We start from the raw sequence: 24016 nt of genomic DNA, 5'->3' as shown, positions 1-24016 counted from the left end.
CAAGCTGCGGCTTACTCCGTGGCGGCACTGCGGATAACCGCATCGTAGAGCGCCTCGCGCAGTTCCGGAATGCCTTCTTCGCTCAGGCAGGAAATTGGGCAAATTTTCAAATCCGGGTAGGCAGCGCGCAGACGTTTTAAATTCTCTGCCGAAGTTTCTTCGTCCATCTTGTTAGCGATCAAGATACGGTCGCGTTCCGCGAGCTCCTCTTCATACAGCTCCAGTTCGTGGCACAGCTGAGCGTAGTCATCCAGCGGATCGCGCCCCTCCTCACCCGACATATCCAGCATGAAAAGCAGGATTCGGCATCGCTCAACGTGCCGCAGAAAACGGTGGCCCAGGCCACGGTTTTCATGAGCGCCCTCAATCAGCCCGGGGATATCGGCAATTGTAAGTCGTTCGTAGGTATCAGGATAAAGCACCACGCCAACGCTCGGATTGATCGTGGTAAAGGCATAATGACCGACCTTGGGCTGATTTTTGGTCATGATGCCCATGATCGACGACTTGCCGGCATTAGGGAATCCCACCAACCCGCAATCGGCGATAGTCTTGAGCACAAAACGGTATTCGCCTTCCTCTCCGGGCTTACCGGGCGTAATTTTGCGCGGTGCCTGGTTAACCGAGGATTTGAAGACCAGATTGCCCAGGCCACCCCGGCCACCGTTGAGCAACGTCACCTCCTGCTCGTGCTCAAGGAGCTCGCAGACCATCAAGCCGCTGACCACATCGAACACCTGTGTGCCCAGTGGCAAGCGCAAGCGCTTGTCATCACCCCAGGCTCCGTGTTGATCCGAGCCACGGCCCGGCTCGCCATTTTGCGCCTTGGCGTGCGGCATGAATTTGTAGTCGACCAAATCCGCGGTGTTCTCATCCCCCACGAGCACGACGTTACCCCCGCGTCCGCCGTTACCCCCGTTGGGGCCACCCATGGGCTCATACTTCTCCCGCCGGAAGCTCAGGCAGCCGTTGCCGCCATCTCCCGCCTTGAGTTTTACTGTGACTTCGTCGACGAACATGGGGAGCTATTACGCTGCTTGCGGGATCACAAGTCAATCACGGCGATAGCCGGTGTAGATTAAATATTACAGTGGGCAAATTCAAGCGGGTAACGATTTGCGCCCAACGCGGCGAATCGAATGCCAAACCTGATCTTTCATTTTTCATTGGCTCACTTTATTCTCCCCCTCATGCCGAAACCGCATCCCTACGACTGGCTGATTGAGCCCATCGCCGATGACCCCTCCTTTGTGCGCAAGCCGATGTTTGGCGCGGTGGGATGCTACCTGAATGGCAAAATGGTCTGCGTGCTCTCCGCCCGGGAGGAGCCCTGGCGCGGCCTACTGGTCACGGTGGACCGCGAGCAGCACGAGGCCATCATCGCGGATTTCCCACCGCTGGCACCTCACGCCATCCTGCCCAAATGGCTTTATCTGCCCGAGGAACACGATGACTTCGAGCCGGTCGCCGAGGCCATTATCGAAGCAATTCGTCAGGGAGATCCGCGCTTTGGCGTCCACCCGCCACCCCGCAAGCGCAAGGCGGCGCGGAAGCGGTCACGCTAAAATCACTCACCTGAGCTGCATTTCTTCGAGAAATGCACGCATATCTGTCGGCAAAGACTTTTCCATGGTGGAGGAATCACCAAGATTGGTGAAGTGCTTCTGCAACTGCCCCAGCAAATAGGAATAGCGAAGCTTTACATTGTCGCTGGCCAACAGTTGCTGATTGACGACCTTTTGTTGATCCCTCAACTCCCGGACGATCCCCTGAAACTCCAGATCATTGCCAGTAAACCAGTCTATGGCGTCATGATAGGATTCATGACCTGAGTCCGCAAAATATTTGATCACACTCAAACGGCTTACATTCACTTTACTGCGGTCTGCCAGGGATGAAAAGTCAATGACACGGTAGGTCTCATCGCCATAAGGTATTGTGGTTATACGAGTTTTAAGCTGATCTTCTTTGACCCCAAAGAACTCCTCCATCAACAACCTGTATTCCAGATAAATCTTTTCAGTCTTGCGCTGGGCCTTTACGTAATCCCCAGGACGATTCTCATAGTTGAATAGATCTCGATCAAACTCGATATCAGTCATGCGCGGTGCTTTGTAAGCATCTTCCTTAAGAAGCATGGCTTTCAAGTTCCGCAAGAACTGGTCCTGCGACATCGCCCCTTCGTAAACGCCAAGATTCAGCGTGGTTTTGCGGCCGCTTTGCGCATTCTGGTAGGCACTGTAAATCTTGTCGTGTTTTTTCAAGTCCTCGAGGTCAATCTTGTCCCACCCAACGAGCATCTCGTCGCCATCGGCCTGCATCAGCAGTATTAACCCCTGCGGACCGGCGGAACGCACACCGGCAAACTCTACGATACGGCCATTGGCACCTTTTAAGAAAACCGACTCCGCCCCAAAGGAATGGGCGGCCAGAAAAAGAATGAGAACAGAATACAGAAGAATGGTCTTCACGTTAAACATAAATTGATAATTCACACTGGAGGAGGCGATAACAAAATTTTCCAGTGACATTAAAGTAACACGCCCCTGCTAGGCCCACAGCTTCCATGGGGCCAGCTCCAGACTGTTGCCCGCCGGGTCGCGAAAATAGAGCGACCTCACACCACTGGGCCAGACATGCTCGGACTCGATCGCCACGCCGTGGCTGGCCAAGTGCTCGCGCCAAGCCGGGAACTCAGCCTCATCCACTCGAAAGCAGACATGGCCCGGGCCCTTCGCACCGTGGTCGGGCAGCTTGTGCTGAGAGCCGTCACTGGCGTCGGGGTCAAAGATCAGCAGCATTGCCTCAGCCATCTTATAGAAGACAAACTTGCCCTCGGCTTTGCTAAACAACTCCAGCCCCATCACGTCGGAGTAAAATCGCTCGGCAGCTTCGACATCTTCCGCGTAAAGACAGGTCTCGATAATGTGCGTTGGCGGCTTCATTCCAACCAGCGTTTGGGCAATGCCATGATTGGCAAGATTGAATGGCACCGGCGTGGCGGAACGCCCAATGGAACGCGAACCTCTGTGTTCGCCTATAATCCATCTGGCCAAAGGTAGCGCAGGCGCGTCTCGCGCCGCACCCCATGCTGATGGTAAAGGTCGTTGGAATGTAGGGCTCGCGCTTGCGCGATGCCGCATCCGCTCAAGCCTCCCCCGCATAGCCACCTATTGCGGCATCGCGCAAGCGCGAGCCCTACATGATGGCCGTAGCCACTCCGCTGGGATGCGGCGCGAGATCACCGTTTAGCGGGACAGGCGCGCCCGCGCTACCCCAAGAGATGGCCAAGACCACTCCACCGAGGCGGCTTGTCCCGCTGAGCGGGACTGCGCCCTACCTTTTATGCGCCCTACCCGCGACTCACGCCCATTTGCCCAATGGGCAAATCTACCGGTCCAGCCGGAGGCTGGTCAGTCGCGGATGACTTCTTTGCGGTTGAGCTCGGAGGCGTAGAAGGCGTGGCGGATTTCCTCGATTTCTTCAAATTGCACCAGGGCCTGCTCGCCGTAGAGGCCACAAGTGCGGCCGTCCTTCCAAGCCCACTCGCCGCGCGCGCATTTCTCGGCCTTCACGAAGCCATTGATGTAAAGTCGGCGATCCAGGTATTTCGTGGTGTTAAACCCGCCGCCATGCACGGTGTAGGCCGACCACAGGCCGACGTCGCCCGGCTCCAGGACCATGTCTTTGATGCGCGCATCCTCGGCGTACTGCGGGGCCATCCAGGCTGACTTGTCCTCCGGATCGTGCTCGATATCCAGATGGCTGCCCGGGACGATTTGCATCGCGCCGTTCTCCTTCATGTGCGGGTCGATCGCGATGCCCGTCTGCACCCATGAGGTGTAGAGATCGGTAAAGGCGTTGCTCGGGCGGCGGCTGCGCACGTCGCGGTGGAGCGCCCAACTGGTCTGCGAGCCCGGGCGCTTCCAGTGCACCTGGTTGATGATCTGCCTGATGCTGTTGCCAATGAGCGGCTCGATGATCATCAGCATGCGCGGATCGGTGCGAAATTTGTCCATCACCGCATCGTGGTAAGACGGCCACTGCATACCGCGCACGGTGGTGCCGGTGTCGGCGTCCTCATCGACCCAGATCACGGTGTTTTGCTTGCGCCAAGTGCGGCCGAGCAGATCGCCAGTGAATTTCCAGCGATCGCAGGCGGTGCGCATTTGGTCGAGCTCAGCCTCGCTGAAGACGCCGCGCACGACGGTATAGCCCTCCTCCCAGTATTGGCGGATGTGGTCCGCGGTCATCAGGTCGTTGGTTTGTGGTTCAGCGGTTAACATATTCGGGTTCCTCCTTAAGGTGTTCTTGGTAAAGGGTTTCAATGCGCCCGGCGGCTTCGCCCAACACGGTGGCCAGCTCATCGAGGCGACGGGGGTTCAAGTCTTTCGCCAATCCGGAAGCGCCCAGCGCGGCGATCACCGCTCCGTCGGGGTTAAAGATCGGCACGGCAATACTGGAACCGCCGGGGCCATTCTCACGGTCGTTGATACTGTAGCCCTGCTGGCGAATTTTGGGCAGTTCGGCCTTCAGGCTCGCAGCGTCCCGATGAGTATTGGGGCCGCGTGGCTCGTAGTCGATGCCTGCCAGTACGGCGTCAACCTCATCCTCTGGCAAATGCGCCAGGAACAACTTTCCACTGGCCGAAGAGTGCGCAGCGAGCACCGAGCCCAGCGTCTCCGGCGAGTCGCGCAGATTACCATCATGCGTGAAGTGCGCGATGGAAATGGCCTCATTGCCAAACGGCGCGGCCAGCGAAAAAGCGACCATCTGCTCGACCGCCAGGCGCATCATCTCCGACAGCGCCAAGCGGCGAATGGGGAAATTCCGCAGCAGCTCACGCCCCAAGCGCAGTGCGCCGACGCTGATCATGTAGCGCCCGCGGGAATCTTTGTCCAAATACCGCGCCTCCACCAGCGACTGCAACAGCCGGTGCACGTGGCTCTTGGGCAAGTCCGCCATCCGCGCCAGCTCAGTGACCCCGTGTGGCCGGGCCTCATTGGCAACCAGCGTCAGCAAGGCCAAGCCGTTGGTTAAGGTGTTGTTCATGGCAACCGTTCTAGTATATGGAACACACAAGTCAAGGATTTTTGTTCTGCATATTAGAACGCTTACAGTGCAAGCACCTTAAAAGGTATCGCAGGCGCGCCTGTCCCGCTAAGCGGTGATCTCGCGCCGCACCCATGCTGACGGTAAAGGTCGTTGGAATGTAGGGCTCGCGCTTGCGCGATGCCGCAATAGGTGGCTATCCGGGGGGAGGCTTGAGCGGATGCGGCATCGCGCAAGCGCGAGCCCTACATGATGACCGTAGCCACTCCGCTGGGATGCGGCGCGAGACGCGCCTGCGCTACCTTAGAGGTTGCTGGGAGCCAATCATGACGCACTGACTTGTTAGCCTACAATGAGCGAAGCCACAAACGTTTGCTTGGCGTAGGCGGTTGGCTTTAGCCATCCGCGTGCATGGCCGGCGATAAGTGTCGGCCTCTAAAGAGACCGACCTACGCCAGTCCAACAGGATGTCGGCGGACGCCCCGGAGGTGCGCCCCTTCCCCATCTTCCCGATCTTCCTGTTTAAATCATGTTGCCACTTGGCTCTGATAAATGGCTAACTTGCCCCATGGCAAACCCACTACGCATTGGCATCATCGGCGCGGGCGGCAACACCCGCAGCAAGCACATTCCCGGCTTTCAGGCCATCGACGGCGTGGAAGTCGTTACCATCGCCAACCGCACGCCGGAGTCCGCGCAGCGCGTGGCCGACGAGTTTGGCGTCCCCCGCATCAGCAAGCGCTGGCAGGACGTGATCGCGGATGACGCGGTCGACGCCGTCTGCATCGGCACCTGGCCCTATCTCCACGCCGAGGCCACCATCGACGCCCTTGCCGCCGGCAAACACGTGCTCACCGAGGCCCGCATGGCGATGAACCTCGACGAGGCCAAGAAAATGATCGCCGCCGCCCAAGCTAAGCCCGAGCTGGTCGCGCAAATCGTCCCCGCCCCCTTTACCCTGGAATACGACGCCACCATCCAACGTCTGCTGGGTGAGCTCGGCCCCATCCGCCAAGTCCGGCTGGTCCACATTGGCGGCAGCGCAGCCGACCCGACCGCCCCCCTTACCTGGCGGCAGCGCAGCGACCTCTCCGGCCACAACATCATGACCATGGGCATCCTGTTCGAAACCGCGCAACGCTGGCTTGGCCAGGGCGTGGATGTGGACTGGGTCAAGGCCGACGCCGCAACCGCCATTGCCGAGCGCCCCACCGCCTCCGGCAAAGGCCACGCCCCGGTCACCATCCCGGACACCCTCAGCTTCCTGGGTCGCTATAATACCGGTGCCCAGCTGTTCGGCCACTTCTCTTGCGTCGACCACGGCTTCCCGGTGTGGTTCATCGACGTGCAATGCGAGCGCGGCGGCCTACATTTCTGCATGAACGACAACAAGCTACACCTCACCCGGGCCGGCCACGCACCAGAAGCCATCACCCCGGATGCAGGCACAGCCATTGGCTGGCGTGTCGAGCAGGACTTCGTCGACTCCATCCGCGACGGCAAACCCGTGTCCCTCACCAGCTTTGCCGACGGCGTCCGCTACATGCGCTTCACGGACATGGTCTGGGAAGCGGCGATGGCCGAAAGGGAGTAGGACGAGCGTCACTCAATATAGCTGACTAGCCTCTGCCTTGGCCCTTTTCCAGCGTTGGAAATAGCCTTTTAAGCTTAAGAACCGGTTGTTCAATATATCGATACGATAAATCTGCCACCAGAAATGTCAGGCCAAAGCGCAAGAGGGATACCCATAAGAAATTTGCCAAGTCATCGTGTGCCCGTAAGTGCTCAAGGGCCAGGAATATTGGTAGATGGTAAATGTAGAGCCCATATGACCTGTGCCCAATCCATTTGAAAATTCTATTTGAAAATGGCCGCAAAGGTGGTGATTGGGTTAATGCGATGATCCATGCCGCAAAAACAAACGTGGAGAATGTAAATCCGCCATTTCCCATGATCGGAGACTGCCAAGAGCACCAGATGACACCACAGAAGAAGAGGACGCCACTGATCATCACGACTATTTGCCTGAACGCAGGTTTGAATTGAAAACCATCTCTCACGAAGAGGGCAGCAAGGGCACCCATAATCAAGGAATCAGCTCTAGTCAGGGTGAAGCGGTAAACCCATTCGGGCGATGCGAATGTCGCTAGCGCGACTATTCGACCAATTGCTACCAAAGCTACCACGGTAACCAACAACCACATCATCTGCCGAACATTTGCTTTGCGCTGAGCAAAAAGCAGCGCCAACGCCAACGGCCAAATGAGATAGAATTGCTCTTCCAAGGAAAGCGACCAAGCCGATTCAAGAGATCCCAGCGCGCCGGGATTAACGAAATTTGAAAAGTAAAATACGACTGAGGTTGCCGCCAGGGCAAAATGGTTACCTTCACTAAAGGTCAAAGGCCACAATGCAGCAGCGAGCAATAATGAGATCACCATTGCTGGAAGTAGACGCAAAGCGCGGCGGACATAGAAGTTACGATAACCAATGGCATGAGCATTTTGAAGTTCGTCAAACAAGATGCCCGTGATCAGAAAGCCGCTCAGGACGAAAAAGAGATCCACGCCTAGAAATCCGCCGCCAATCAGGCCATACGAGGCGTGTTGCCCCAATACCGGCAGAATGGCGAATGCCCGTAGACCATCTAAGTTAGGGATGTGACGCCTCATTGCCGCCCTGTACTACAAGATATACTCTATTCGGCAATACGAACCTTTAGCACTACTCCTCGGATCGGGAATTCCACTGGGCGTTCTGGCGCTGCTTGCCATTGCTTTATTTAGGGTTTGGCCAGCGCAAGACAGCCGCGCCGCCACCCCTGCCGGGCGAGTAAATGCAATTATCGCGTCACGGTTTTATCCAACCCGTGGGCAAGGCGCCAATCCGGGTGCAACGCATCCGACGGTCCAGAGATTCAATAAGCTCACTCCTGGGCGGGACGCTAGGTTAGAGAAACTGCGCCAGGAAATTCAAGAGGTAGCCCGTGGCGGTGATGGCCAGGGTCGTGACGCCAAAGAAGATCGCGATCAGCGGGAGCTTGATGATGCGGCGCAGCATGATGGCCTCCGGCAGGCTGAGCGCGGCCATCGCCATCATAAAGGCCAAAGCCGTGCCCAACGGGATGCCCTTCTCAAAAAGCACCACGGCCACCGGCACAATTGCCGCGCAGCTGCCATACATTGGCACGCCGAGGATCGTCGCAATCGGCACACCGAAGATGCCCGTCTTGCCAATGGCGTTTTGAATCACCTCCTGCGGCACATAGTTGTGGATAAACGCGCCGATGCCTACCCCAACGAGCACCCAGAGCCAGATTTGCTTGATCACGTCCACCGACTCGTCGACGCCAAATTTGAGCCGCGATTTCCACGTGTAGCGGCGCTCGGTTGCCTCATCCTCGGCGCCGGCGATCATGTCTGTTTCCAAATAACGTTCCAGCCCCAGCCGCCCGATGAGGGCCCCGGCAAAAACGCCCACCAGCAGGCCGCTGCCCACGTAGGCAATGGTAATCGGCAGGCCAAATTCGCCAATCATCAGGATGGCCAGGTACTCATTGATAATCGGCGAGGTGACGAGGAAGGAAAACGTCACCCCAAGCGGCGCACCGGCCTTGAGCAGGCTGATAAAAATCGGGATCGACGAACAGGAGCAAAACGGCGTGACTGCACCAAAGACCGCCGCCACCACGTTTCCCCACAGACCGCCCTTGCTCATCCAGCGCTTCAGCTTGTGCTCGGGCAACCAGGTGCGCACCACGCCGATCACAAAGATCATCACCGCCAACAGCAGGAAGATCTTAATCGTATCGTACAGGAAGAAATGGACTGCTCCGCCGAAGCGCGACTCCGGGTCGAGTCCGAACCAATCGAAGACGACTGTATTGAGCGCCTGCTCTAGCAGCATTTACCGCCCTTACCGTCGTCACCCGAGCAGCAGCTACTCTGCTCCTTGGCTTTGGCGTCGGCCTTTTCCTTCATTGAGGAATCGAGCTTGTTCACCATACGGGTAAAGAAGCCCGGTTTGGCTTCGGGGTGTTTGGCGGTTGGATTTTGCTTTTCGTTGCTCATGGTATATCGGTGTCAAAAATGGGAATGGCTTGGAGAACACCGTGGCTGCTTTTGTCTCACTAGTCATGATGCCTTGCTCCAATATACCAATAGGTGCATATTCGATGAAATACAAATAATACTTTGGGTATTTTTCGCAAACCCGAGCCCTGTCTCAACAGCTTCGCCGACGGCTTCCGTTCCATGCGCTTCACTGATACGCTCTGGGCTAGCCTGTAGGCGGACGCATAAATTTTCGCGCACCCCTAGCATTCGCCAAAGTTTGCTTTGACCGGGCTATTTGGATAGCATCTAGTATTTCCTAATGAATCCAAAATCCCGCAAAGGCTCCACTTGGAAAATCGTCATCATCGCGCTGGCTGTAGCCGCCGTCGTGCCGGTGTTTACGTTGACGCTGCTCTACACGTTTAATGTTTCGCCGATCTACGAGTCGAGGGCGAGCGTTGTCATGAGCCCGAAGTACATGAACCCACTGGTGATCAAGGACGACATCGCCATTGAGGACGTGCTCGGTGTCATTCGGAGTGATTCGCTGCTCAACCAAGTCGCGAATCGCATCAAGGAAGAGGACCGACAAACCCTGATGGCCGCTTACAAAGAAGAGATAAAAATGTCCGGCCCAATGACCTTGGAGGAAGTATTGGATTCTCACCGCGAGGCCTACATCGACCCCGAAACCAACGTGCTATTTGTTGCCTACCAGCACTCGGATCGCATCATTGCCGCGAAAGTCGCTAACTACTTCGCCGACGAGACCATCAACTATTACGTGCGAACCGCGTTAGATATGAGAATTCGCTACATCGAAGATCTCAGAAACCGCGCTGAGCATCGGATGGGTAAGGTAGTGGAAATACGTGAAGAAATGCTGCGGGAGAACGCCATGGATGATCCAATCTACCAGGCCGACTACAAAGTGAACTATGATCTATATGTGGACATGGCGGGCAATTACAATCAAGCCATGGTCGACATCGCCCTCATCACCTCCCCCATCATGATCCTCGACAAGGCCTCGCCCAGCACTGTCCCCGTTTCGCCAAATATCTCAAGAAACCTAGCCCTCGGAGCGGGAATTCCACTGGGCGTCCTGGCGCTGCTGGCGTTTATTCTGTTCGGCTTGTGTCGCCCCCAAAAGAAGACACCGCCGCCACTGCCGGGTGGGTCGATGTAATTATCGCGTCACTCTGTTTTCCTACAATTGACGTGGGGGCGAAATCACGGCATAACGCCTGCTTCAACGACGTCCCTGTCGTTAAATTTTTCACCACCACTAAACACAGACTATGCCCGCTACCAAAAAGAAAAAGGCGACCAAGAAGGCCGCCAAAGCAACTGCGTCTAAGTCCACTTTCGCCATCGATACCACGGTGGAAAAGTTCAAGAAGCGGATCGAGGAAAACCTCGTTCACGAGCTGGCGCGCGACACCGAGACCGCCACACCGCGCGACTGGTGGCTGGCCACGTGCCACGCGCTCAACGACCGCATTCTCGAGCGCTACATCGCCACGCAGGGCGTGCACAACAGTAACAATGTGCGCCGCGTCTATTACCTGTCCCTGGAGTATCTGATGGGCCGCCTGATGGAGAACAACCTCGTCAATTGCGGGATGTTCGATATCGCGGAAAAGGCCCTCAAGGAGCTCGGCATGGACCTGCGCGACATCAGCGATGCCGAGGTCGATATGGGCCTGGGCAACGGTGGCCTCGGCCGCCTCGCCGCGTGCTTCCTGGACTCCCTCGCCACGCTGGACTACCCGGCAGTCGGCTATGGCATCCACTACGAGTTTGGCCTCTTTCGCCAGGAGTTCGTCAACGGTCGCCAGAACGAGCGCCCGGACAACTGGCTGCAGCACGGCAACCCGTGGCACATCGTCCGCCCGGAATACCAGGTGAAGGTGCCGATTTACGGCCACGTCGAATACAAGGCCAACGGCAGCGGTGACTGGGCCCCGGCCTGGGTCGGCGCCAAAGAAATCATCGGTGTGCCGTGGGATATCCCGATCGTCGGCTACGGCGCGCAGACGGTCAACTTCCTGCGCCTGTGGGAATCCAAGGCCTCGACCGAGTTCGACCTGGAAGCCTTTAACCGCGGCGGCTACACCGAGGCGGTTCGCGAAAAGGCGATCAGCGAAACCATCAGCAAGGTGCTTTACCCGAATGACGCCACCGAGTCCGGCAAGGAGCTGCGCCTGGTGCAGCAGTATTTCTTCGTCACCTGCTCGCTGCATGACATCATCCGCCGCTTCAAAAAGAAGAACAGCGACTGGCAAGACTTCCCGAAGAAGGCCGCCATCCAGCTCAACGACACCCACCCCGCCGTGGCCGTCCCCGAGCTGATGCGCATCCTGATCGACGAGGAAGGCATCGACTGGGATGAAGCCTGGGGCATCTGCCGCGCCTGCTTCGCCTACACCAACCACACCCTCCTGCCCGAAGCGCTCGAGAAGTGGTCCGTGCCGCTATTTGAGAAGGTCCTGCCGCGCCATCTACAGATCATTTACGAGATCAACCGCCGCTTCCTGGAAGAGGAAGTCGAGGCCAAGTGGCCGGGCAATGGCCGCAAGAAGATGGAGCTCTCCATCATCGAGGAAGGCACGCCCAAGATGATCCGCATGGCCTACCTGGCCGTCATCGGCAGCCACACGGTCAACGGCGTCGCCGCGCTCCACACCGAGCTGCTCAAGCAGCACCTCTTCAACAGCTTCGACAACCTGTATCCCGGCAAGATTCAGAACAAGACCAACGGCATCACGCCGCGCCGCTTCCTGAAGGCCTGCAACCCGGAGCTCTCCGAACTGATCGACGACACCATCGGCGACGACTGGCCGACTGACCTCGACAAGCTCCAGGGCCTCACCAAGTACGCCGACGACTCGAAGTTCCAAGAGAAATTCATGAAGATCAAGCGGGACAACAAAGTCGTCCTCGCCGAGATCATCGAGAAGGACTGCGGCATTAAGGTCAGCCCCGACGCCCTGTTCGACATCCAGATCAAGCGTCTCCACGAATACAAGCGCCAGCACCTGCAGCTCTTGCACATCCTGACGCGCTACCGGGAAATCCTGGACAATCCGGAAGGCGATTTCGTGCCACGCGTCATCCTCTTCGGTGCCAAGGCCGCCCCGGGCTACGTCCTGGCCAAGGAGATCATTTTTGCGATCAACAAGGTCGCCGAAAAGATCAACAACGACGAGCGCGTCGGCGACAAGCTGAAGGTCGTCTTCCTGCCGAACTACCGCGTGTCGCTGGCCGAGAAAATCATCCCGGCTGCCGACTTGTCCGAGCAAATCTCCACTGCCGGTAAGGAAGCCTCCGGCACTGGCAACATGAAGCTCGCCCTGAACGGCGCGCTGACCATCGGCACGCTCGACGGTGCCAACGTGGAAATCGGTGAGGAAGTCGGCGATGACAACATCTTCATCTTCGGCCTGACGGTGGAAGAAGTCGACCGCCTGCGCGCTAGCGGCTACAACAGCTACAATTACTACAACAGTAACGACAAGCTGAAGTCCGCGCTCGATTGGCTCGCCTCGGATTACTTCACCCCCGGCGATCCCAATGCACTGGCGGCGACCCGCAAGAGCCTGCTCGACGGCGGCGACCCCTTCCTGGTTTGCGCAGACTACCAGGCCTTCATCGACACCCAAAAGAAAGTCGACGAAGCCTTCCGCGACCAAAAGAAGTGGGCCAAGATGGCGATCATGAACACCGCCTGCGTCGGCAAGTTCTCCAGCGACCGCACCATCCACCAATACGCCAAGGAGATCTGGTCCCTTGACGCCATCACCGGCTAAGAGGCCAGCCTGTCGAAGCGTTCGCCACGATACATTTCACAAACCCCGCTTGCCCCGTGCGAGCGGGGTTTTTCTTTTGGGGCGATCGCTCTGTCCACACGCAAAGCGGCTCAAGGTGGCGGCGATGCCTGTCCCGCTGAGCGGTGATCCCTATCGGCCACAGTGTAGGCCAAATGTGAGTGGCTATCCAATAGCCTCAATTCGCGGATAAAGCATAGCGCGGACTGATTCCATCACTCTGTCACGCCTCTGGCCGATAAGGATATCGGCCGCCACCATTGGGGCTATTGCTCCCGCTCAAATGCAGTGATCGTATCGCCGTTGTAAATCGGGACATCCTCAATCTCCCCTTCAAGAAGTGCTGTAACGCTGACTTTGATCAGCGTGGGCTCCTTAACATTTGCTCGCGAAACATGCACCACATCGTCAGAAATCCGCGTAAGGCCTGCACATTGCAGCATAACAGCTGTCAGCATTGTTCCCTCCGGAGGTATCAGATAGGTCGCAGGAAAATTGAACATCCCGTGAGCATGGACAACACCTGTGTGCGTCGTGACTTTGAAAAAGCGGAAAGTCCTATTTTCTGAGTTGAAACGGTCCTTCAGTTGCTCATTGAGCTCATTAACCAAAATTCCGGGCTTTTTCTGATAAATGCAGGATGCATCCAATGATTCCGGAACGGTAAAAACGTAATCATCCCACTTAGAGCTGTTGCTACCCTGAGCAAATACAATGTCGCCAGCTTGCAGCTTGTAATCCATCGACAGTTCTGGCCACTCAGGAAGGATCTCCGTATCGGCGTTGGCGCATTGTGTAAGCAGATGCAAACACAGAAAAAGGAAGGCTCTCATCGAGGTTGTTTGACTGCCTTGCCAAACCAGTGTTCCGCCCGCCTTACTCCGGCTTGCCCCAGTTTGGCCGGAAATCGCCGTCGATCACGAGCGAGTGCATGTCGTTAATGTCCACGCGAAACACTTCAGGGCCCTCAGCAAAGAACTGATGGGGGTAAGGGCGGATCAAATCTACGGCTAATGCGTTGTCGAACGCCACGGCCTCATCCAGCGAAACCGGGCGGCGCTGATGTTCCACGTAGAACTTTTTGCTAGCCTCCGCGAGCGGCCACACTTGCTCAACCAGCGGCTCGGCCTCGCGGTAGTCCGCGCTAAAATCCAGGAACATCTTCAGCTTGTAGGCACCCAGGCCAATCGCACCCAGCAGGATCACGCCCCAGATGATGACCGCATCCCGGTTCATACGACGATGCCCCAGTCCGCATCCCGGTGGCGCTCAATCGCGGCCAAAAAGGCGTCGCGCTTTTCGATGTGCGGGTTGTGCCCGGACTCATCAATCACCTCGATGCGGGCCTTGGGAAAGTGCTTGTTGATGATGCGCCAATCCTCGGGCAGCACGAAGCGCGACTGACCACCGAGGATGAAGGTCGTCGGCCCGGCAAAGGCGTCATCCGGGCCAATCGAACTTTGGCGCATGGTGTCACGCGCCTTGGTCAGCGCGCGCAAGTTAACGGTCCACGCGAAGGCGTCGCCATTACGGCCAAGATTGGTCAGCAGAAATTGGCGCTGCGCCCAGTCGGGCACCAGCTCGGTCATACGGGCATCGGCGTCCTTGCGGCTCTCCAGCTCGGCCAGGGGCAGGCTGTTCATGGCGTCGAAATCCCGCTGGTGGTGCGGTGCGTATTCGCGCGGAGCGATGTCCACGACGACGAGGCTTTCCAGTCGGCCAGCTGCCTCCATCGCCACGCGCATGGCAACCTTCCCGCCAAGGCTGTGGCCCAGCAGGTGAACCTTGCCCAAGTCCTGCTCGTCGAGAAAGCGCAACACATCCGCCGCGAGATCACCGAAGTCCATCGAGTCGCAATGCGGCGAGTCTCCGTGATTGCGCAGGTCGAGCGCAAAGACTTCGTAGTCGTTCGTCAGCTCCTTGCCCGCGCTCACCCAGTTGCGCGACGAGCCGAGCAGGCCATGCAACAGGACAAGAGGCGGTTTGCCTTCGCCGCCAAAGTAACGGTAGGATAGTTTTGGGGAGTTCACGCCGCCAAGTTGGGCGAATGAAACCGTGCGCGCAACGAAGAATTGCCGCATGAATATTCATCATACTTGACCTATTTACCTAAGATAAGTCCGCGATGGAATCGATAACCTTCGCCTCTTGCGGCAGCTCAGCCTCGTCCTCGGGCCGGTATTTTCCAGTGCGCACCAGGCAGCCCTGGAGCCCGGCGTTGACCGCACCCACCACGTCGCCCTGCACGTCGTCGCCGATCATCAGGCATTGCGCAGCCTCAAACTCGGTTGACGCCACAATCTGCTCAAAAAACGCCTGGCCCGGCTTGCCCATAATGACCGCCTCGACACCCGCCGCCCACTCCAGCGCATGAATAAACGCCCCCGCATCGAGCATCAGCTGGCCGTCGCTGCTAAAGTATTTATTGCGGCCAATGCCGATCAGCGGCGCGCCCTCCATGCACAGCCGGAAGGCGCGGTTGAGCGATTCATAGTGCAGGCCCTCACGCGCATCGCCGAGGATGACGCAGTCCGGATTGTCCTCCGTAGCGAGCCCGTCAAAGCAGCCCTCAATCGCCGGGTGGACAATGCACAACGGCCGCAAGTTGCGTTCGGCTACGTAGGCCCGAGCCGCCATGGGCGCGGTGAAGAGCATGTCCGCCTCTGCCGGAAAGCCGAGCCGCTGCAGCTTCTTTAAAATATCGTCGGCGCTGCGCGTGGCGGTGTTGGTAACAAAGCGCACGGTCTTGTCTTGATCCAATGCGGCCTGCACCGCGCCCAACGCGCCGGGAAACACGTCCTCCCCCTCATAGAGCACCCCACTGAGGTCAAAAAACACCGCCTGGCAATCCGTGAACATCTCGCTCATTTCTCCAGCTTCAACCATACCAAAGCTGGCCAAAATGGCAAACGGGATCGCCGTCTACTGGATGTAGTAGCCCGACACCTGCCACTGGCCAGCCGCCGTCAGGGGGTCTTCAATCACCGGCACCGGGTCCCCCTCGGGGTCGATCAACATCGGGGTAACGATCTCAATCGCCGGCTCCGCGCGACCGGCGAATTTCGTCTTAAACTGAACGATCACGTAATGCGCCTCGGGTGCGTCGGGCAGCGTAGTCGCATAAAAAATTTTCAACAGCTCACGCTTCTCCACGGCTCCCAGCGAATCACGCACTTGCGCCAGCGACTTGGAAAACTCTTCGCGCGGTATCTGCAGGCGGAAAAACGGCGCACACTGCGCCCAGGCTTCACCATACTGCCCCTGGTCAACGACGGCCAGCCACTCGTCCACCTGCTTACGCGCGGCGACCTCCGCCGTCGATGCAGCATGGGCGGTGGCGGTGGCAGCGATGGCTAAGAATAGCAGGACGAGACATTGATGGGCCTTACGCATGGTTGAGGTGTAGCGATTAAAGATTAAAGGAAAAAGGAAAAAGTTGAGGATGACGTGAGCACAATCTTACAGACAACAGCGCGCATGAATCCTCGAATTGTTAGGATATGGAGTGCGCCAGCCCTCTGGCGCTTTCAGAATTTTGTGGGCGCGATTCTGTTGGCTGCTCACCATAAGACTGCGCTTCAGTTTTCTTTGCTTCGTAGAAAATGCTAAAGCGCCAGAGGGCTGGCGCACTCATAACCAATCTCGCGCACTCCATAACCAAGCTTACGCACAGCCTACACCCTCCCCTTTTTCCTTTAATCTTTTTCCTTTTTCCTACTAAAGCTCCGTGTATTTATCCGAGCGGCCCTTCGCCTTCTCCACGGGATACTTCGCCGCGTTCTGCGCCATCTTCGCCTCGATAGCGGAGGCGAGATCGATACCGGTCACGTTAGCAAACTCCAGCGCGTAGATTACGATATCGGCCAACTCGTCCTCGATATCGGCGCGTCGCTTAGCATCCGCCGCCCGCTCATGCGAGGCCGGGGAATCCGTCCAGAGAAAGTGCTCCATTAGCTCCCCCGACTCTGCCGCCAGCGCCATACTCAGGTTTTTAGGCGAATGAAACTGCAGCCAATCACGCTCTTCGGCAAACGCGTGCACCTGCTGCTTAAGGGTCGAAACCGTGGCCGTGCTGTCGTTCATGCTATAATCGCTAAGCCTCTATGGCGGAACTTGCAATGCCGGAACGTGTCGGGTATCACATCGACCCATGAAATCCCTCTGCGCTCATTTTGCCATTTGGACAATGGCCCTCATCGCCGCCACGCTTCACGCCCAGGACGCCACCAGCAGCGCTCCGCCGGTGCTGCGCGACCATGATACCGGCCTGACTGCAGATGACCTCACCGCAATCGACAAGATCGACAGTTCAGAATTTAAGCCCGGCCAAGCCTACGGCTCTTATTCCGAAGAAGTCGTTGAAAACTTCCTCAACCAATTCGTCGGCACGTGGCAAGGCACCTACAAAATCGCCACCATGCGCGGCGATGTGCTCACCCGCATGGAAGCCCAGGCCAATTACGAATGGGATCTCGTGGACAAAACCCGCGTGCTCAAAAACCAATCCGTCTATGCCTCCGGTGACGTCATCGGCTACTCGTCGTCGGTCACCTATTTTTGGGAGGGTTATCTGGTCACCGAAGTTGAACAGGATGACAAGAAGCGCATTTTCCTCGGCATCATCTCCGAAGATGGCAAGTCCGTGAACTGGAGCATTGCCTTTGCCACCAACAAGCTGAGCTCATCCACACGCGAAAGCTTTACCACCGTCGACGGACAACCCGCGATCAAGGTGGAAGCCTACGAAGAAATCCGCAATGGCCAACAGGCGGCCATGATCGCCATGAACGGCCAACTCATTAAAGACGACCGCTAACATAGCTTTGCACTACAAAGCTACTTTGCGCTGCAAAGCATCTAAGCCTTCACAGCGATCAGCGACTGCCAGGAGTCCATCAGATCCTGGAAGTAAGAGCGCTCCTCCAGCGGCCACTCCGCATCGGCCTTAATCGCCCACTGCGGGCTCGCCTCAATGTGCTCCACGCCCCATGCGAACAGGCCCTCGTGGTCCGTGCGAAAGCAGAAGTCGGCATCCGCAGTCGTGATCTCCGCCAAGCGCTCAAGAAACGCCGGCTGCAGCATGCGGTTTTTAAAATGACGCTTCTTCGGCCAGGGGTCCGGGAAAAGCATGAACACCCGCTCGAAGAGCAGGCCCTCGGGCAGCGCCTCCAGGAACTCACTTAACTCGGCCTTCAGAAAGCGAAGATTGCCCAGATTGCGCTTTTCCGCCTTGGCGTTCCCCTTGTCGATGCGCTTCGTTACCAGGTCGATCCCCACACAGCTTTGCTCCGGGTTCGCGGTGGCGTAGGTGGTGAGAAAGTGGCCGTGCCCACAGCCGATCTCCAGCACGCGCCGCTCCGCACGCGCCAGGTGTTCCTGCTGCCATTCACGCAGCCGCACAATGCGCTCTGCGCGCTGCCTTAAAGCTTCTTGATATCCTTCGGACATGTGGGATGGAGTAACCCTATCGCGAAAAGATTAAAGACTAAAGTGCCGGCACCCTCCCCTGCCCTGCGATTTGGGCGCTACTGGGCAACGCTCTCTCCGACTAGACCGAGGTGTCCTTTAATCGCTGGCGGCTTGATCGGGATACGACAAGTGATGCAAAGCCCGCCACCGGAAACGTTTCGCGCCGCCACGGTGCCACCATGCAGCTGCACCACGTGCTTAACGATGCTCAGGCCCAGGCCCGTGCCTCCCAGCTCACGCGAACGCCCCTTGTCCACCCGGTAAAAACGCTCAAAAATGTGCGCCATATCCTTCTCCGGAATGCCGCAACCATCGTCCTCCACCTCGATCAGGAAGTAGTTCCCATCGCGGCTCGTGCGAACAATGATCCGCGAAAACCCCTTGGCATAGCGCAAGGCGTTATCCAGGGTATTTTGCAGCACTTGCGACATCTTAATCTGGTCCACATTCACAATGTCCAGCTCGGGGTCGAGGTCGCAGACCAGCGTTTGCTCGTCCAGATTCAAGCGCGGCAGAAAGTTCTCCGTGATGTCGTGAATCAGCTTGCGCAGCGAGCACGGCTGCCGGTTGAGATTGATCGCCTCCCCTTCCAGGCGCGAGAGCGTCAGCAAGTCCTCCAACAGCAGGTGCAGGCGCTCGACGTTCTTATAAATCTTTTGCAGGAAGCGGATCTGCTCCTCGCTTTTGAGGTGTTCGTGGTCCTCGATCAGGGTGTCGGTGAAGCCCTTAATGACCGTCACCGGAGTCCGCAGCTCGTGCGACACGTTTGCCACGAAGTCCCGGCGGACGTTCTCCAGCTTCTTGAGTCGGCTAATGTCGTGCAGCACAAAGAGCGTCAACGGCCGCCCCTCGGAATCACTCTCAGGGATGCGCGCGCCGGTCACCTCAACGAACAAGCTATCGCGGCCGCGCACGATCTCGATCTCCTGCCAGGCGGGTGCGGAGCCCTCCTCGGCCAGCTCCATAAACTCCAGGAAGCCCGCGCTCTTCAGCACGCCCTCCAATCGACGGCCCTCGCAATCCGGCCCCAGCCCCAACAACTCGCGGGCTGCGCTGTTGGCCATGACGAGCAGGCTGCGGTCATCCACGATCAGCACGGCCTCAGTCAGATTGCTCAGCGTAGTCTCGATTTGGCGCAGGTAGCCAAGCTCCTGCTTCGAGGAGCGCTCATGCTCGGCGAGCAGTTCATTCAGCTGCAGCGCCAGTCGGCAAAGCCCCATATCTTTCACCCAGCCGGCATCCTCCTCAAACAGATAAGCGCGCCGCTCCTCCACAGCAGCCACCATGGTTCGCAAAATATTACGCACCTTCCGGTGACGGAGGTAGAAGAAAGCCGCCGTAGCGGCAAAAAATATGCAGAGAAATGTAATCATGTGCGGCGCGGACTATTGCCCATCAACCGCACGGTAGCCCACTCCCCGAACCGTTTCAATAATTCCCGCTTCAGTGCCAAGCTTTTCGCGTAACCGCCGGATATGGGTATCCACCGTGCGCGTCTCGATGTCGGCCTCGTAGTTCCATACATTCACCAGCAGGTGCTCGCGGCTCTGCACGCGCCCTTTGCGCTCCATCAAGAGGCGCAGCAATTTAAACTCCGTCGCGGTCAGCTCCACAGGGGTGCCACAGAGCGTGAGGCGGTGCTTCTCGACATCCAGCGTCACGTTGGAAATACTCAGCGTGCTGCCGGGCTCGTCGCTCGGGCGCTCCAGTCGGCGCAACACCGCCGACACACGCAGCAGCAGTTCCCGCGAGTCAAACGGCTTGCCGATGTAGTCATCCGCACCGGTCTCCAGCCCTTTCACCCGGTCTTCGGCCTCACCGCGCGCGGTCAGGAAGACGATCGGAATCTCGCACATGCTGGGATCCGCCCGAAGCATCCGGCAGATTTGAATGCCGCTCAGTTCGGGCATCATAATGTCGAGGATGATCAAGTCCGGCTGGAATTCACGGGCAGTGCCCATAATTAGCAACGGGTCGTTAATCGTCGCCACCTTGAAACCGGCTTGCCGCAGCTTATATTCCACCAGCTCGGTGACATCGGGTTCATCATCGACTACGAGAATGCGTTTTTCACCTTCCTGGCTCATAATTACCTCCTGAAATAGATAGAACCACTCTCATGGGCCAACAACGAAAGTTACAATCGGTCCCATTCGCGTTACAAACAACGCAACACAATCCCCTAAACCACTGAAATACAAGTACCTGCGCATCAAATTCGCCTTCGCAAATTTACTGTTACGCATAGGTTACGCAATTGTGACAGCGATTACTAGAGCATTTTACCACTTTCTGCGGCAGTCCCTACTTCGAAGACGCCGACTGAAATGCCACCAAGAGCAAGCTGATATCCGCTGGGTTAACGCCGCTAATGCGGCCCGCCTGCGCCAGTGTGCGAGGCTGCACTTCGTTCAGCTTAATCGCGCTCTCCTTGCGCAAACCACGCACCTGGAGGAAGTCCAACCCGGCGGGCACCTTCACCTTCTCCAGATTTCGTAAACGCGCGATGTGCTTCTCCTCGCGCTCCAAGTAACCCTTGTATTTCACGCGATTGAGCACCTCTTGCTGCACTGGCTCGCTTTGCGCGAGGAAATTGGGCGGCAGCTCGACATCCGACAAGTCATCATGCTTGCGGACCATGTCACCGGCCAGCCCGCCGCGAATGCGGACACGCTCCAGCTCCTCGGTCCAGAATTTGACCGCAGTCGCCTTGTCCTCCATGCGTGCCAACCGCTCGGCATCGACGAGGCCAAAAGCTTTCACCTTCTCCAGCAGGCGAATCTCCGCACTGCCGTGATTAAAGAGCAGCCGGTGCTCGGCGCGACTCGTAAACATCCGATACGGCTCCCGTGTGCCCTTGGTCACCAGGTCATCAATCAACACACCGATGTAGGCCTCGTCTCGGCCGATCACGAGCGGGTCTTCCCCGCGGACCTTGGCCACGGCATTCACACCCGCAACCAGCCCCTGCCCTGCAGCCTCTTCATAGCCTGAGGTGCCATTGATCTGACCGGCAAAGAACAGGTTTGCGACCTTCTTGGACTCCAACGACGGGAACAGCTGCGTGGGCGGCGCGAAATCATACTCCACCGCATAGGCCGGGCGGAGCATCACCACATTGGCCAGCCCCTGAATGCTGCGCATCATGTCCAGCTGCACATCGAAGGGCAAGCTGGTGCTAACCCCGTTTACATACCATTCGTCGGTATTGCGCCCCTCGGGCTCCAGGTAAACCTTGTGCGTGGCCTTATCGGCAAACTTCACGAACTTGTCCTCGATGCTTGGGCAGTAGCGCGGGCCAACGCCTTCGATCTCACCAGCATACAGCGCCGAGCGATGCAGATTCGTCCGCACCGTATCCGCGGTCTGCTCCGTGGTCTCCGTCGTCCAGCAGCTAACTTGATCCTGCCCGGGACGCCAACCCAGCTTACGCTGCCCGAATTGTTCCACGTGGAACAATCGGTTCAACGCGGGCGAATCATCCGGCAATTGTTCCACGTGGAACATTTCCTCGCCGAGTCGCGTATCGTAAAACCCAAAGAAAGTCGGATCGGCATCACCATCCTGCCGCTCACACTGCGAGAAATCGATACTGGAGCCAAGAATGCGCGGCGGCGTGCCCGTCTTCAATCGCTGTAGCTCAATCCCGGCCTCCAGAAAGCTCCCGGACAAACCCCGGGCCGAAAAGTCGCCCAGGCGCCCGCCTTCATTCTTCTTATCCCCGATATGCATCAGGCCACGCAGAAAAGTGCCCGTGGTCACGACCACCGTTTTGCCGTAGAAGTCGATCCCAAAGCTGGTCTTAACACCCGCCACACCGTCGCTCTCAAAAATCAGTCCCTCAACCATCGCCTGGAATAAGGTGAGATTCGGCTGGAGCTCGATCACGTGCTTCAGGCGGAACTGGTAGGCCTTCTTATCGCACTGCGCACGCGGTCCACGCACGGCCGGGCCCTTGGAGGCATTCAGCAGGCGAAACTGAATGGCCGTCGTGTCGGTATTCACGCCCATCTCGCCGCCGAGCGCATCAATCTCGCGGACCATGTGCCCCTTGGCCTGGCCACCAATGGCCGGATTACAGCTCATCTGGCCGATCGTGTCGACATTCCCCGTCAGCAGCAGCACATCAGCGCCACGGCGCGACGCAGCGAGGGCGGCTTCCACGCCAGCGTGTCCGGCACCGCAGACGATGACATCGTAGCGCTGCTCTGGTCCAAATTTCAATGGTGGCTTCATTTCCCGATACAAAAGTTGGCAAACAGCTTATCCAGCATATCCTCGTTGTCGATCTTCCCGATGACTTCCCCAAAGGCCGCCAAGGCATCACGCAGGCCGGCGGCCGCGAGCTCCTCAGCGATCCCGTCGCGCAGTCCTACGCGCGCTTCATCCACGGAGGCCCGGGCGCGGGCCAGGGCGTCAGCATGGCGAGCGGAGACCATCAGCTCATCGGCAGCCGGAACCACGCGGTCCGCCTCCAGGGTCTCCTGAATCTTTGCCCGCAGCTCCGGCAGTCCGTCACCCTTAGCCAGGGAAATCCGCACCCGGGGATGCCCGGGCAGCACATCGTGGAAAGCAGGGTGGGGCGGCAAATCGATTTTATTCTCCACGACCAATACGCGGTGCTGCGCCAATCGCTCCTCGACGACTTTTGGAAAATGCGGGGGTAGGGCGGCTTGGTCCACGACGACCAAGAGGAAATCCGCATCCTTGACCTGCTTGAGCGTGCGCTCGATGCCCTGACGCTCAATATCCGCATCGGACTCGCGAATCCCGGCCGTATCGACGAGCTGGAGGCCGTAGCTGCCGATCATCACACGCTCGGTCAGGAAGTCACGCGTGGTGCCGGGTTCGGCACTCACGATCGCGCGGTCTTCGCCCATAAGCGCATTGAGCAAGCTACTCTTGCCCGCGTTTGGCTCACCCATGATCACCGTGCGGATGCCCTCATGGAGCAGGGTCTTGTAGTGGCTGGTTTCAATGAGCTCACTAAGCTCACGGGAGAGGGCGGCCAATTCCGCCGCCGGACCCGCCTGATCCTCTGGCGGCAAATCTTCCTCCGGGAAATCAATATAGGCCTCGACGGAGGCAATGATCCCCAACAGCCGATCCGTCAGCTCCGCCATCTTACGGCCGATGGAGCCATCCAGCTGACGCTGCGCAACCTGCAGCGCTTGCTCGCTGCGCGCAGAGATCAGGTCGGTCACCGCCTCGGCTTGGCTGAGGTCCAGCTTGCCGTTAAGGAACGCCGTCCTGGTAAACTCACCCGGCTCCGCCATCCGGCAGCCACGCGCCAGCAAGTCTTCCGTGACCCGCTGAACGATCAGTGGATTGCCATGCAGCGACAGCTCCAGCAGCGGTTCACCGGTGTAGCTGCGCTTTCCGGCAAAAAACACGGCCAAACAATTGTCCAACACGTTGCCATCCAACGCCTTGTAGTTTCGAACGAAGGCCTTGCGGGGCGTTTCAGCCACGCCAGCACCCAGGCAGGAGTTCGCCAGCTCAGCGCACAGCGGGCCGGACACGCGGACGACCGCAAGCGCAGACTCTCCATAAGGCGTGGCTGGTGCAACGATGGTGTCTATCAATGACATGGCCGCGCATTAAAGCATC

Annotated in this window: 24 protein-coding genes; 5 read left to right on the top strand and 19 right to left on the bottom strand. The window is 58.0% G+C overall.

Annotated elements, in window-relative coordinates:
* Window positions 1–11: 11 nt before the first annotated feature.
* Window positions 12–1019 carry a GTPase ObgE gene (obgE, locus tag O3S85_RS08595; RefSeq protein WP_269539623.1) on the bottom strand — a complete coding sequence of 336 codons (1008 nt, stop codon included), beginning with the start codon at window positions 1017–1019 and terminating at the stop codon, window positions 12–14.
* Window positions 1020–1190: 171 nt separating this feature from the next.
* On the opposite strand from obgE, the gene O3S85_RS08590 reads away from it, so the two are divergent.
* On the top strand, window positions 1191–1565 hold the full coding sequence (locus O3S85_RS08590) for a hypothetical protein (protein ID WP_269539621.1): 375 nt from the start codon (window positions 1191–1193) through the stop codon (window positions 1563–1565).
* A 6-nt stretch (window positions 1566–1571) separates the two neighbouring features.
* On the opposite strand, the gene O3S85_RS08585 is transcribed toward O3S85_RS08590, so the two are convergent.
* The 4 genes from O3S85_RS08585 to O3S85_RS08570 all read right to left on the bottom strand — a co-directional run bounded on the left by O3S85_RS08585 (window position 1572) and on the right by O3S85_RS08570 (window position 5052).
* On the bottom strand, window positions 1572–2531 hold the full coding sequence (locus O3S85_RS08585) for a hypothetical protein (RefSeq protein ID WP_269539619.1): 960 nt from the start codon (window positions 2529–2531) through the stop codon (window positions 1572–1574).
* An 18-nt stretch (window positions 2532–2549) separates the two neighbouring features.
* On the bottom strand, window positions 2550–2945 hold the full coding sequence (locus O3S85_RS08580) for a VOC family protein (protein ID WP_269539616.1): 396 nt from the start codon (window positions 2943–2945) through the stop codon (window positions 2550–2552).
* Between the two features lie 468 nt (window positions 2946–3413).
* A complete protein-coding gene (locus tag O3S85_RS08575; RefSeq protein WP_269539614.1) occupies window positions 3414–4286 on the bottom strand; it encodes a phytanoyl-CoA dioxygenase family protein in 873 nt (290 codons plus the stop codon).
* Window positions 4273–5052 (bottom strand): IclR family transcriptional regulator, encoded by a 780-nt coding sequence (locus O3S85_RS08570; RefSeq protein ID WP_269539613.1) that lies wholly within the window; start codon window positions 5050–5052, stop codon window positions 4273–4275. Before O3S85_RS08570 ends, O3S85_RS08575 begins: the two co-directional genes overlap by 14 nt.
* A gap of 568 nt (window positions 5053–5620) precedes the next feature.
* Between O3S85_RS08570 and O3S85_RS08565 the strand changes: the two genes are divergently transcribed.
* Window positions 5621–6646: a Gfo/Idh/MocA family protein gene (locus O3S85_RS08565; protein WP_269539610.1), complete on the top strand. Its 1026-nt coding sequence runs from the start codon at window positions 5621–5623 to the stop codon at window positions 6644–6646.
* 25 nt (window positions 6647–6671) lie between these two features.
* On the opposite strand, the gene O3S85_RS08560 is transcribed toward O3S85_RS08565, so the two are convergent.
* The 3 genes from O3S85_RS08560 to O3S85_RS08550 all read right to left on the bottom strand — a co-directional run bounded on the left by O3S85_RS08560 (window position 6672) and on the right by O3S85_RS08550 (window position 9122).
* Complete coding sequence (locus O3S85_RS08560) at window positions 6672–7724, bottom strand: acyltransferase family protein (RefSeq protein ID WP_269539608.1); 1053 nt, start codon at window positions 7722–7724, stop codon at window positions 6672–6674.
* 277 nt (window positions 7725–8001) lie between these two features.
* Window positions 8002–8958: a permease gene (locus tag O3S85_RS08555; RefSeq protein WP_269539606.1), complete on the bottom strand. Its 957-nt coding sequence runs from the start codon at window positions 8956–8958 to the stop codon at window positions 8002–8004.
* Entirely contained in the window at window positions 8949–9122 is a 174-nt protein-coding gene (locus O3S85_RS08550) for a hypothetical protein (protein ID WP_269539604.1), read from the bottom strand. Before O3S85_RS08550 ends, O3S85_RS08555 begins: the two co-directional genes overlap by 10 nt.
* A 304-nt stretch (window positions 9123–9426) precedes the next feature.
* Between O3S85_RS08550 and O3S85_RS08545 the strand changes: the two genes are divergently transcribed.
* Together O3S85_RS08545 and O3S85_RS08540 are read left to right on the top strand one after the other, a co-directional pair.
* Window positions 9427–10296 carry a GumC domain-containing protein gene (locus tag O3S85_RS08545; protein ID WP_269539602.1) on the top strand — a complete coding sequence of 290 codons (870 nt, stop codon included), beginning with the start codon at window positions 9427–9429 and terminating at the stop codon, window positions 10294–10296.
* A gap of 112 nt (window positions 10297–10408) precedes the next feature.
* Window positions 10409–12919, top strand: a complete 2511-nt coding sequence (locus O3S85_RS08540) for a glycogen/starch/alpha-glucan phosphorylase (protein ID WP_269539600.1) — start codon at window positions 10409–10411, stop codon at window positions 12917–12919.
* A gap of 284 nt (window positions 12920–13203) precedes the next feature.
* Here O3S85_RS08540 and O3S85_RS08535 read toward each other — a convergent pair whose 3' ends face one another.
* From O3S85_RS08535 to O3S85_RS08510, 6 genes are all read right to left on the bottom strand, one after another.
* On the bottom strand, window positions 13204–13770 hold the full coding sequence (locus O3S85_RS08535) for a polysaccharide biosynthesis/export family protein (RefSeq protein WP_269539598.1): 567 nt from the start codon (window positions 13768–13770) through the stop codon (window positions 13204–13206).
* 43 nt (window positions 13771–13813) lie between these two features.
* Complete coding sequence (locus O3S85_RS08530) at window positions 13814–14173, bottom strand: hypothetical protein (protein ID WP_269539596.1); 360 nt, start codon at window positions 14171–14173, stop codon at window positions 13814–13816.
* The gene (locus O3S85_RS08525) at window positions 14170–14967 is read right to left on the bottom strand and encodes an alpha/beta fold hydrolase (protein ID WP_269539594.1); all 798 of its coding nucleotides are present in this window, start codon (window positions 14965–14967) and stop codon (window positions 14170–14172) included. Before O3S85_RS08525 ends, O3S85_RS08530 begins: the two co-directional genes overlap by 4 nt.
* Before the next feature lie 79 nt (window positions 14968–15046).
* Window positions 15047–15823 carry a TIGR01458 family HAD-type hydrolase gene (locus O3S85_RS08520; protein ID WP_269539593.1) on the bottom strand — a complete coding sequence of 259 codons (777 nt, stop codon included), beginning with the start codon at window positions 15821–15823 and terminating at the stop codon, window positions 15047–15049.
* A gap of 36 nt (window positions 15824–15859) precedes the next feature.
* Complete coding sequence (locus tag O3S85_RS08515) at window positions 15860–16330, bottom strand: DUF4019 domain-containing protein (protein WP_269539591.1); 471 nt, start codon at window positions 16328–16330, stop codon at window positions 15860–15862.
* A 324-nt stretch (window positions 16331–16654) separates the two neighbouring features.
* Entirely contained in the window at window positions 16655–17020 is a 366-nt protein-coding gene (locus tag O3S85_RS08510; RefSeq protein ID WP_269539589.1) for a nucleotide pyrophosphohydrolase, read from the bottom strand.
* Between the two features lie 67 nt (window positions 17021–17087).
* On the opposite strand from O3S85_RS08510, the gene O3S85_RS08505 reads away from it, so the two are divergent.
* On the top strand, window positions 17088–17753 hold the full coding sequence (locus O3S85_RS08505) for a hypothetical protein (RefSeq protein WP_269539588.1): 666 nt from the start codon (window positions 17088–17090) through the stop codon (window positions 17751–17753).
* A 41-nt stretch (window positions 17754–17794) separates the two neighbouring features.
* Here the strand turns inward: O3S85_RS08505 and trmB are convergent, their stop codons facing one another.
* From trmB to mnmE, 5 genes are all read right to left on the bottom strand, one after another.
* On the bottom strand, window positions 17795–18385 hold the full coding sequence (gene trmB / locus O3S85_RS08500; RefSeq protein ID WP_269539586.1) for a tRNA (guanosine(46)-N7)-methyltransferase TrmB: 591 nt from the start codon (window positions 18383–18385) through the stop codon (window positions 17795–17797).
* 77 nt (window positions 18386–18462) lie between these two features.
* Window positions 18463–19779, bottom strand: coding sequence for a sensor histidine kinase (locus O3S85_RS08495; RefSeq protein WP_269539584.1), 1317 nt, complete (start codon window positions 19777–19779; stop codon window positions 18463–18465).
* A 12-nt stretch (window positions 19780–19791) separates the two neighbouring features.
* Window positions 19792–20493, bottom strand: a complete 702-nt coding sequence (locus O3S85_RS08490) for a response regulator (RefSeq protein WP_269539581.1) — start codon at window positions 20491–20493, stop codon at window positions 19792–19794.
* Between the two features lie 217 nt (window positions 20494–20710).
* Window positions 20711–22642: a tRNA uridine-5-carboxymethylaminomethyl modification enzyme MnmG/GidA gene (locus tag O3S85_RS08485; protein ID WP_343218942.1), complete on the bottom strand. Its 1932-nt coding sequence runs from the start codon at window positions 22640–22642 to the stop codon at window positions 20711–20713.
* Window positions 22639–23997: a tRNA uridine-5-carboxymethylaminomethyl(34) synthesis GTPase MnmE gene (gene mnmE / locus O3S85_RS08480; RefSeq protein ID WP_269539576.1), complete on the bottom strand. Its 1359-nt coding sequence runs from the start codon at window positions 23995–23997 to the stop codon at window positions 22639–22641. The genes O3S85_RS08485 and mnmE overlap by 4 nt, the downstream gene beginning before the upstream one ends.
* Between the last annotated feature and the right edge of the window lie 19 nt (window positions 23998–24016).

Source organism: Cerasicoccus sp. TK19100 (assembly GCF_027257155.1).
GTDB lineage: Bacteria > Verrucomicrobiota > Verrucomicrobiia > Opitutales > Cerasicoccaceae > Cerasicoccus > Cerasicoccus fimbriatus.
Note: the sequence above shows the minus strand (reverse complement) of the source record. Positions and strands in the feature narration are given on the sequence as shown.

Excerpts from the sequence above, each read along its gene's own strand:
- obgE (WP_269539623.1), bottom strand. The coding sequence starts at position 1,019 with ATGTTCGTCGACGAAGTCACAGTAAAACTCAAGGCGGGAGATGGCGGC.
- O3S85_RS08590 (WP_269539621.1), top strand. The coding sequence starts at position 1,191 with ATGCCGAAACCGCATCCCTACGACTGGCTGATTGAGCCCATCGCCGAT.
- O3S85_RS08585 (WP_269539619.1), bottom strand. The coding sequence starts at position 2,531 with ATGTCACTGGAAAATTTTGTTATCGCCTCCTCCAGTGTGAATTATCAA.
- O3S85_RS08580 (WP_269539616.1), bottom strand. The coding sequence starts at position 2,945 with ATGAAGCCGCCAACGCACATTATCGAGACCTGTCTTTACGCGGAAGAT.
- O3S85_RS08575 (WP_269539614.1), bottom strand. The coding sequence starts at position 4,286 with ATGTTAACCGCTGAACCACAAACCAACGACCTGATGACCGCGGACCAC.
- O3S85_RS08570 (WP_269539613.1), bottom strand. The coding sequence starts at position 5,052 with ATGAACAACACCTTAACCAACGGCTTGGCCTTGCTGACGCTGGTTGCC.
- O3S85_RS08565 (WP_269539610.1), top strand. The coding sequence starts at position 5,621 with ATGGCAAACCCACTACGCATTGGCATCATCGGCGCGGGCGGCAACACC.
- O3S85_RS08560 (WP_269539608.1), bottom strand. The coding sequence starts at position 7,724 with ATGAGGCGTCACATCCCTAACTTAGATGGTCTACGGGCATTCGCCATT.
- O3S85_RS08555 (WP_269539606.1), bottom strand. The coding sequence starts at position 8,958 with ATGCTGCTAGAGCAGGCGCTCAATACAGTCGTCTTCGATTGGTTCGGA.
- O3S85_RS08550 (WP_269539604.1), bottom strand. The coding sequence starts at position 9,122 with ATGAGCAACGAAAAGCAAAATCCAACCGCCAAACACCCCGAAGCCAAA.
- O3S85_RS08545 (WP_269539602.1), top strand. The coding sequence starts at position 9,427 with ATGAATCCAAAATCCCGCAAAGGCTCCACTTGGAAAATCGTCATCATC.
- O3S85_RS08540 (WP_269539600.1), top strand. The coding sequence starts at position 10,409 with ATGCCCGCTACCAAAAAGAAAAAGGCGACCAAGAAGGCCGCCAAAGCA.
- O3S85_RS08535 (WP_269539598.1), bottom strand. The coding sequence starts at position 13,770 with ATGAGAGCCTTCCTTTTTCTGTGTTTGCATCTGCTTACACAATGCGCC.
- O3S85_RS08530 (WP_269539596.1), bottom strand. The coding sequence starts at position 14,173 with ATGAACCGGGATGCGGTCATCATCTGGGGCGTGATCCTGCTGGGTGCG.
- O3S85_RS08520 (WP_269539593.1), bottom strand. The coding sequence starts at position 15,823 with ATGGTTGAAGCTGGAGAAATGAGCGAGATGTTCACGGATTGCCAGGCG.
- O3S85_RS08515 (WP_269539591.1), bottom strand. The coding sequence starts at position 16,330 with ATGCGTAAGGCCCATCAATGTCTCGTCCTGCTATTCTTAGCCATCGCT.
- O3S85_RS08510 (WP_269539589.1), bottom strand. The coding sequence starts at position 17,020 with ATGAACGACAGCACGGCCACGGTTTCGACCCTTAAGCAGCAGGTGCAC.
- O3S85_RS08505 (WP_269539588.1), top strand. The coding sequence starts at position 17,088 with ATGAAATCCCTCTGCGCTCATTTTGCCATTTGGACAATGGCCCTCATC.
- trmB (WP_269539586.1), bottom strand. The coding sequence starts at position 18,385 with ATGTCCGAAGGATATCAAGAAGCTTTAAGGCAGCGCGCAGAGCGCATT.
- O3S85_RS08495 (WP_269539584.1), bottom strand. The coding sequence starts at position 19,779 with ATGATTACATTTCTCTGCATATTTTTTGCCGCTACGGCGGCTTTCTTC.
- O3S85_RS08490 (WP_269539581.1), bottom strand. The coding sequence starts at position 20,493 with ATGAGCCAGGAAGGTGAAAAACGCATTCTCGTAGTCGATGATGAACCC.
- O3S85_RS08485 (WP_343218942.1), bottom strand. The coding sequence starts at position 22,642 with ATGAAGCCACCATTGAAATTTGGACCAGAGCAGCGCTACGATGTCATC.
- mnmE (WP_269539576.1), bottom strand. The coding sequence starts at position 23,997 with ATGTCATTGATAGACACCATCGTTGCACCAGCCACGCCTTATGGAGAG.